5 protein-coding genes and 1 pseudogene are annotated in these 6,499 nt (G+C 60.8%); 4 read left to right on the forward strand and 2 right to left on the reverse strand.

Translation table 11 applies throughout. The features are described from left to right. Positions 1-3: 3 nt before the first annotated feature. Complete coding sequence (locus KBX19_RS03880) at positions 4-813, forward strand: PHB depolymerase family esterase (RefSeq protein ID WP_083770297.1); 810 nt, start codon at positions 4-6, stop codon at positions 811-813. A gap of 31 nt (positions 814-844) precedes the next feature. Here KBX19_RS03880 and KBX19_RS03885 read toward each other — a convergent pair whose 3' ends face one another. Continuing rightward, on the reverse strand, positions 845-2,476 hold the full coding sequence (locus KBX19_RS03885; RefSeq protein ID WP_005290221.1) for an HNH endonuclease signature motif containing protein: 1,632 nt from the start codon (positions 2,474-2,476) through the stop codon (positions 845-847). A 171-nt stretch (positions 2,477-2,647) separates the two neighbouring features. Beyond that, positions 2,648-3,439 (reverse strand): class I SAM-dependent methyltransferase, encoded by a 792-nt coding sequence (locus tag KBX19_RS03890; protein WP_005290219.1) that lies wholly within the window; start codon positions 3,437-3,439, stop codon positions 2,648-2,650. Between the two features lie 178 nt (positions 3,440-3,617). Here KBX19_RS03890 and KBX19_RS03895 point away from each other — a divergent pair, with 178 nt between their 5' ends. From KBX19_RS03895 to KBX19_RS03905, 3 genes and pseudogenes are all read left to right on the forward strand, one after another. Further along, entirely contained in the window at positions 3,618-4,508 is an 891-nt protein-coding gene (locus KBX19_RS03895) for a PHB depolymerase family esterase (RefSeq protein WP_005290218.1), read from the forward strand. Positions 4,509-4,580: 72 nt separating this feature from the next. After that, positions 4,581-4,940 (forward strand): VOC family protein, encoded by a 360-nt coding sequence (locus KBX19_RS03900; protein WP_040423721.1) that lies wholly within the window; start codon positions 4,581-4,583, stop codon positions 4,938-4,940. A 240-nt stretch (positions 4,941-5,180) separates the two neighbouring features. Next, positions 5,181-6,218: pseudogene (locus tag KBX19_RS03905) on the forward strand (alcohol dehydrogenase catalytic domain-containing protein). Positions 6,219-6,499 lie beyond the last annotated feature (281 nt).

The raw sequence follows: 6,499 nt of genomic DNA on the forward strand, positions 1-6,499 counted from the left end.
ACGGTGCGACGCGCAGTCCGATCGACCGCGTTAGGCGTCTTCGCCGCCGTTTTGCTCGCATCCTGCGCTGGTCCGGAAAGCTCCCCGCCAGAGACGAGTAGTGCCTCGGTGCCAGCGGAGGTCTCGCAACGCACCGTCAACGCCGCAGGACGGGAGCGGACCTATACGGTCTCCACCCCGCACGATGCGGACGAGCCTTTACCGGTCATCATTGCTTTTCACGGGCGTGGTGGCACCGGTGAGAGTTTTCTCACGGGCACAGGGTTGGACGACGCACCAGCAATCGTGGCTGCACCTGACGGTGTTGGTGGCGCATGGGCCCCGGCACCCTATGCCGACACCACACTGAAGGACGAAACCGCATTCATTGAAGCGATCGTCGCCGACGTGAAAGCCACCTTTCCGGCTGAAAATTCGCAGGTCTATCTCGTGGGGTTCTCCAACGGTGGGGGACTGGCCACCGCTGCCGCGGCAGCTCACCCTGACCGCTATGCGGGCGTAGCCACAGTGGCTGCAGCCGTGCGCACAGATCCGGCACAGTTCACCACAGGTGAAGCTATCGACTACCTGAACATCCACGGCACCTCCGACATCAGGGTTCCCTACGACGGCGAACTTCGCGGCACTAGTGACCGCATTTACGGCGCCGATGACGTCGTGGCGGCCTTCCGCAAACGCAATGGCGATGCAGGCCGAGTCGAGCACCTTGCCGTTGACGGCATGGGGCATGGGTGGCCGGCGGGATCTGGGGCCGACAGCGTGGACGTCACCGAGGAAATTCTTTCCTTCTTTGGTCTGAGTGCTCTCCCGTAACTGTTCAACTTTTCGCCGAAAAGGCGGCGCATCATTCTTCTGCTGTGGAAAAGGGGTAGCCAGCAGGGCGGAAGAAGGCGTGGATGTCGTACTCCTCGTCGCAGTAGCTGTGCGGGTCGTCGGGATCGAAGTCTGCATCGCGGCCCGTGCCGTCGTAGGTGTTGAAGAATTGGTTGTCGGGGACTACGAGCTCATCGTCTGGCACGGCCTTTGGCGGGAGCGGGTGGTAGTGGAAGATTTCGTCGAATTCTTCCTCGAGGTCCTGCAGATCAGCCTTGCACTGTTTGTAGAGGTCCCAGGCAGCTGTTTGCTCCTCCGGAATGTACGGATCGTAGGCTTGTGCGGTGGTCTCGTAGGCGTCGAGAACTGCGTGACTTTTCGCCAGAAAGTGCTCGGTTTGCTGTCTGAGGCGCTCGACATCGTCAACACTGCGCCGCCACCTGGGCGCTGTGGGGGTGGTGTAGGCGGCGAGCAAGCCATTGGGATCGGTCCAGTAGTAGGTGCCGTCTTCGAGAAGCCACACGATTGATCCTGTCACCGGGTCGGGGACATAGAATGCGCGGCGATCGGTTTTCAGGTTGTGGTGGTGCTGGCATAGGCAGAACAGATTGTCGGCCGTGGTCATGCCACCTTCGTCGTAAGGCTGGCGGTGATCGAGCTGGCAAGCCTGTGCCGGGCGTGTGCAACCCGGGTACACGCACGTGCCGTCCCGGCCGCGGACGTAGGCGGCGACATCAGCTGGCGCGTCGTGCCCAGCGACGACCTTCTTCGACGCGACGTCTAGGTCCACCTCGGTCGTGCCGTAGGTGGCGGCGAAGTGGTGCAGCAAGGCTGTGGAGTTCGGCCCGGTGTGCCCGAACCCGGGAATGAACGCCGCGGCCTCTTGGTCGACCTCACCGTCAGCATTTTTGGGGGCGTAGGCGTAGATCGTCGCCATCGCAGCCGGAGTGACGTCACCGGTGGCAAGCTTGACCAACGCGTTGGCCTGCGTGGTTCCAAGTTCGCGCGCGGTCGCCTCAATGCTTGCTCGCATGGCTGCAATAGTGGCGTTGTCAGCGTTCAGGGTCATCCATGCTGTATCAGCGCCCGCAGCGCCAGGGCCGAAGTCGAGATCATTCGTGCTGGGAGGACCCTTCTTACGCTTCTTCCGCCGCTCAGGATCGAATGCGGCTGCGTTGTCGAACTCCGCGATCATCTTGTTCAACCGCAAGCTGATCGTGTTGCTCGTGGGCAACGGTTGCCGGGTCCGGGTGGGGGTGAATATGTCCACCAGCACGTCATCGAAAGCTTCGTAGGCTTCGGCGGGTGCCTCGCAACCAAGGGCAGCGATTGCTCTTGCGATGGCGTCTAGTCTGTCGACGTCTAACCGCCAATGCTCTTTTTGGATCGCACGGAGACCCGGTAGCCGGCGCAGCGACTGGTAACCGTAAATGCCTTTCTCAACTTCGCCCTTGCGCAACCCGCTGCGTTGCGTCAAGCGGGTCACTTCCAGGTCGTAGTCGCGGGATCCCGCCAACACGTTCTCAGCGTCGGCGAATTCCATGAAGGCGTCGGCTTGACCTTGCCGGATGGACTTTCCGGCAGTTGCAGCGGGACAGTCCGGGTCTTCGGTGACGAAGAAAGGGGCCCGCTTACCCTTCTTCGCTTGCCTACAAGTGTCCATAGTGTCCCCCTCGACGTCGTCGGTTCCGTCCGGATAGCTATGGGAACATTCTTGCAAACCGATGTACCAACATAGCCAGAAACCGAACCCAAAATAGAACGCGCGTTCGAACGATGGACAGATCGCCCAGTGTCTGGCGAGGTCGTTCGAAAAGGCCGGGACGTCGTTAAGCTAGCGCCGCTCGTACACGAACGCGTCGGTGCGATAGGGGAGGGGAATGGGCTGACCTTTGTCGAACCCGAGGCGATCAAAGAGGTACCACCGGAGATTCTCGGTGACCTTCGCGCGCGTGGCCTCATTCGCCCGCAGCCAGTACGATCGCGTGCGTGCGAGTGCGAAGAGGTCGTCCGTGGTCACGGCTTCAAACCACTTCGTGCGCAGTTCGCGTGAAAGCGCCCATTGCTTAGCGACGTCGGGATAAAACCCTTCCCTCTGAACATCCCCCGAGTGACTGATCCGGGAGAGCCGCAGAACCCACGGATGCGACACGTCGAGAGTGTTCCAACACAGGAGCAGTTTGCCTCCAGGCGCGACGACACGGTGGGCCTCTGCGCTGGCCGCCGCGGTGTCGACCCAGTGCCAGGTTTGGGCACAAGTGATGGCGTCAACGGAGGCGTCAGTAAGCGGGAGTGCTTCACCGACTGCTCGGAGAGTTTTCACCTCGGGCATGCGAGAGCGCAACACCCTGAGCATGTCGTTGGAAGGATCAGCTGCGTAGATGGTGCGGCCAGGCTGCACCAGCAGCTCTGTGAGCTTGCCCGTCCCCGCGCCGAGATCGAGTACGCTGCCCGCCGTGCTTATGAGCTCGGGGATGGTAGTGGGGTAGGAGGGGCGTGTGGCGTCGTAAAGCTGCGCCCCGGACGCGAACGCTCTCGCTGTGTGTTGTCGCGATGCGGCGTCGCGGAACCCCGGCATATCTTTGGCGCTGGGTTTGAAGTTGCGTGGAGTGGGGCTGGCTTCCATTACGTGTCAACTTACCGGTCGACGCTTTGATTGCTAAGGTTGCCCACGAAAGCAGCGCCACGATTCCTAAGGATGCACCTTCACCGTGCGAAAACTCACACGATCAGCAGCGATAACCTGCTCTTTCCTGCTCTCTGCCGGGGCGCTTGCAGCATGCGGGGATGGCAATAAAGAGTCGATGCGCGCCGACAGCGTCGCCGAGGAAGTCACGCAGAAGGTTCGTGAGGAACTTGTGCAACCGGTGCGCGATTTCGAGGGTGAACCGTTCACTGAAACCCGGAAGATCAAAGCTGGTGGACTCGACCGGGAATTCATCCTCACCGTGCCGCCGGAAGTCGATGAGCGGTCTGATCTACCACTGATTTTCGCGTTTCATGGGTATACGAACAACGCGGAGGCAATGCGTCAGTTCACTCAGTTAGATAAAGCACATGCAGTGGTCGTGTACATGAACGGTGTGGGCAGCGCATGGGCGCCGGCGCCCTACGCGAAGACATCGGGGGAGCAGGATCTGGCGTACTTCGACGCGGTGCGGCAAGAGATGCTCGAGGAGTTCTCGATCGATCCCGCCAAAGTATTCGTCACCGGCCTGTCGAACGGCGGCGGGTTTGCCGCCTATGCCGCGTGCCACCGTTCCCATCAGATCACCGGCATTGCGACAGTGTCTGCCGCGTTCTACGACAAAGTCTTCGATGATTGTTCGCCAACCCCGGTCAAGCAGATCGACATGCACGGCACCAAAGACGGCATCATCGACTACTACGGGGGAGTGCGCCACAACGAGGCCATCCTCAGTATTCAAGACGTCATGGCTAACGCAGCTCGGCGAAACCACTGCGAACCCGAACCCGTCCGCGCAGAGATCCGCCGTCCCGGCGAAGAGCTCGTGTGGGAGGGCTGTGATGCGCAGCTGCGCCATTACCGCCTCGACGGCGGTAGGCACGTCTGGCCGGGCAGTAAGCAGGACGACAGCTTCGCCACCCAACCATCTGACGGATTCGGAACAGAGACGATTCTGGACTTCTTCGGTGTGGATTTCACCGGCGCGGTGGGGCCGAACCCGCAGTAACCGCACAATCAATTGCTCCGGCGGGTTTTTACCTATCCTGGTGTCCACGATCTCGAAAGTAAGGAGCAAATAGTGAACCGTGAACTTGTTTTCATCGTGTACGCCTCGGACATCGACGCATCGGTCGCTTTCTATAGTGACCTCCTGGGTCTTGAGACCGACTTTGTCACGCCCCGCTACGTCACCTTCGCGCTGGGTGAGGGGGTGTTCTTAGCGCTATGGTCGGGAAATGCCAACTCGCTGGAAGGTGCAGCGAATCGCACTTCGGAGGTATGCCTGAACGTGCCTGCCGAAGAGGTCACCACCACGTTCGAACAGTGGAAGAACAAAGGGGTAACGATCCTCCGCGAGCCCTATGAGGAAGTGTTCGGCACGACGTTTGTAATCGAAGACCCCGACGGGAATCTTATTCGCGTCGCGCCTATTGACTAGGTCTGCTGACGAGGCCAACAGCTGCAAAGAGTAAAGGCCTCGGACAACTCATCTTTCGACCCCTCAGCGGTGAGCCCGATCTAACCCCACTCCTGATTTTCGCGTGCCGGATGAAAGCCACCGCAACTCGACGAATAGCCTTTGTTTTACTGGCGAAAGTTTCACACTGCCTAAAAACGTTGCGCACTCAAAGAAGTCGGGATTACGCTCGGCCACACCCTAACCATGGAAAGGTTCCCCATGAAAGCACTGACCTGGCAAGGGAAACGCACCGTGAGCGTCGAGGAAGTCCCCGACCCCAAGATCATCGAACCCACCGACGCCATCATCCGCGTCACCTCCACCGCCATCTGCGGCTCTGACCTACACCTCTACGAGGTCCTTGGACCCTTCATGGACAAGGGCGACGTGATCGGGCACGAGCCGATGGGCATTGTCGAGGAGGTCGGCAGTGCTGTGACCAACCTCAAGCCCGGCGACCGCGTCGTGGTCCCCTTCACCGTCTCCTGCGGGCACTGCTTCATGTGCGAGCGCGGCTTTCAGTCTCAGTGTGAGACCACGCAGGTGAAGGAGTACGACAAGTGAGCTACCCTGTTCGGTTACTCGCGCCTCTACGGCTCGCTGCCCGGCGGCCAGGCCGAGTACCTGCGCGTCCCGCACGCCGACTACGGCCCCATCAAGGTCCCCAGCGTCGGCGAGGACGAGCGCTACCTCTTCCTTTCTGACGTTCTGCCGACCGCCTGGCAGGGCGTCAAGTACGCAGGCGTCCCTGACGGCGGCACCCTCGCGGTGCTCAGCCTCGGCCCGATCGGGCAGATGGCCACCCGTATCGGTGCGCACTTCGGCTACCGCGTCATCGGAGTCGACCCCGTCGCGGAGCGGCGCGCCATGGCGGCCCGGCACGGGTTCGAGGTCATCGAGGACGGCGAGGATGCCGTCGAGAAGCTGCAAGAGCTTTGCGACGGCCGCGGGTCCGACTCCGTCGTCGACGCCGTCGGCATCGAAGCCCACGGTTCTCCAGTCAGCGGCGTCTACGGCGGGATGAAGGACCCGATGCCGATGATGACGCTCTTTGACAAGCAGATCCAGATGCGGATGGGCCAGTGCAACGTGCGCAACTGGACCGATGACATCCTCCCGCTGGTCGACGACCCGTCCGACCCCCTCGGCGTGCTTGACCTGAAAACGCACACCGCGCCGCTTGACGACGCCCCTGCCATGTACGAGAAGTTCCAGAAGAAGGAGGACGGCTGCATCAAGGTCGTCCTCAAGCCGTAAGAACCCGTGAAAAGAATTGTCGGGCTGACAGTGTCTGAAGTCATGACATAGTTGACACGGCGTGCCTGGGACAGCATTCCTGATGGTTGACAGGTCAGTCGCGACATCGTTGACACTTAGGGGATAGAAACAATCCGGGGTGATGGTTGACACCTCAGTCGCGACATCATTGACACCTCCCGTCACCCCCGCGTGTTTAGTGATGGTGCTGGTATCAGTCGGGACATCGTTGACAGATGAACAGCCCGAACCGAAATCTCGCCATCGTCAAAGCCGTCCGC

This window comes from Corynebacterium sp. CCUG 71335 (assembly GCF_024454075.1).
Lineage (GTDB): Bacteria > Actinomycetota > Actinomycetes > Mycobacteriales > Mycobacteriaceae > Corynebacterium > Corynebacterium genitalium.

What these genes read in the sequence shown, in the direction of transcription:
- KBX19_RS03885 (WP_005290221.1), bottom strand. Translation starts at nt 2,476, where the DNA reads ATGGACACTTGTAGGCAAGCGAAGAAGGGTAAGCGGGCCCCTTTCTTC.
- KBX19_RS03890 (WP_005290219.1), bottom strand. Translation starts at nt 3,439, where the DNA reads ATGGAAGCCAGCCCCACTCCACGCAACTTCAAACCCAGCGCCAAAGAT.
- KBX19_RS03895 (WP_005290218.1), top strand. Translation starts at nt 3,618, where the DNA reads ATGCGCGCCGACAGCGTCGCCGAGGAAGTCACGCAGAAGGTTCGTGAG.